At 28.3% G+C, this 1,364-nt stretch carries 3 protein-coding genes; all 3 read right to left on the bottom strand.

What is annotated here, in order from left to right:
• Window positions 1-132 precede the first annotated feature (132 nt).
• The gene (locus AC27VX_RS23690; RefSeq protein ID WP_236858147.1) at window positions 133-582 is read right to left on the bottom strand and encodes a hypothetical protein; all 450 of its coding nucleotides are present in this window, start codon (window positions 580-582) and stop codon (window positions 133-135) included.
• Window position 583: 1 nt separating this feature from the next.
• Window positions 584-1,063, bottom strand: coding sequence for a hypothetical protein (locus AC27VX_RS23685; protein ID WP_236858146.1), 480 nt, complete (start codon window positions 1,061-1,063; stop codon window positions 584-586).
• 3 nt (window positions 1,064-1,066) lie between these two features.
• On the bottom strand, window positions 1,067-1,364 hold a 298-nt coding region (locus tag AC27VX_RS23680; protein WP_488698431.1), incomplete at its 5' end, for a hypothetical protein.

The following is a 1,364-nucleotide window of genomic DNA, read 5'->3' as shown; positions in this document are numbered from 1 at the left end:
CGTTCCTCCTAACCACATTGGTAGTGCATCTACAATTGCATTCATAGAAGCTAGATCATCCGCACCGAGCTTGGTTATACTACCTCCTTCATTTAGTCGTGCATAAGCTGATAATCGTTGTTGTTAGGGAGACTAATATTCAACAACATAAGAAGAATCACCTTTTATTTTATATAGCTTTTTTGAACTTAAGCTACCGTCAATATTATAAATTTCAAAATATCCTGTCTTTAATTTACTTTGGAAACATTCCTCTGGATTAGAAGATTTTTTGAATCTATATATTCCTTTAGAAAAGAGCTTGTGTGTATTTTTTTCTTCTATTATTTCTGTACCATAAAAGTAGTTACCTTTTGAACTATTTATTATTATAAGGGTGTCAAAATGGTCATTATAAATATCATTGTCTTTTTCCTTATAAACGTAAATTGTATCTAGAAAGTGATCTCTTTTAAACTTTCCATCTGCTTTAATAAAGCCATTTTTATCATAAATGCTATAAGATAAATCGCTCTCTTTTGTGCAGGATTTTATAAAAAAAATAGAAAACATTAGTAATAAAAAACGTACTTGATAATTCATTCTACAGTGCAATTTTAGTGTTATATACAGTATCATTTACAATAATATATTCTGTTTTTCCAATAATAGTTCCTCCCATATCAAAGGTATTATGAATACCGAATGGTTGTATGCTCTGTAATGCTTTTCTAAAATCCGAGTTTCTTTTATATCTATATGATCCCATAAGCTTAGCTCCTCTTTCAAAAATAATGTATTCTGTTCCATAAAAATAAGAACCTTTCATGCTATCTATACTAATAGAATCTTTAAATGGAAGATTTGGATTTTTGTTATAAACAATAGCTCCTATAAAGTAATCTTTATAAAAATTCAAATTCATTACAGCCTTTTCGTTCTTATCAAAAAATGTAATTTTAGTAGTATCTATTTTTTTATTTAAAACATAATTAAGCTTTCCGTTTGGATAATATATTTTTTGAGATACTTCTTTTTTACACCCAAAAAAAATGAACAAACTACATAAAATAATATATTTCATAATCTATTTCCTTAATTGTCTATTCCAGTAATTATTAGAATCTTTAATTGCTTTATTTAATGAATCTACTGTTCCTTTACTCAGTCCTTCTCCTCTTACATTTTTATATTTTAAACCAAATGGAGATCCATCATTATTACGTAAAACTCCAGTAGCTTGCCTATCCCAAATGCCAAATGTATCTGATTTTACAGTCCCTAATCCTGATAAACTTCCAAATGGATTTCCAATACCTTCTACGTCAAGACCAAATTGGATAGCGGCATCTCCCAAATTTTTACGATCAAGCCTTGTATTTCTA

Source organism: Chryseobacterium sp. 14P4.3.2 (assembly GCF_057799275.1).
This window is presented reverse-complemented; position numbering and strand designations above follow the sequence as displayed.

Coding starts and splice junctions, on each gene's coding strand:
- AC27VX_RS23690 (WP_236858147.1), bottom strand. CDS start 582: ATGAATTATCAAGTACGTTTTTTATTACTAATGTTTTCTATTTTTTTT.
- AC27VX_RS23685 (WP_236858146.1), bottom strand. CDS start 1,063: ATGAAATATATTATTTTATGTAGTTTGTTCATTTTTTTTGGGTGTAAA.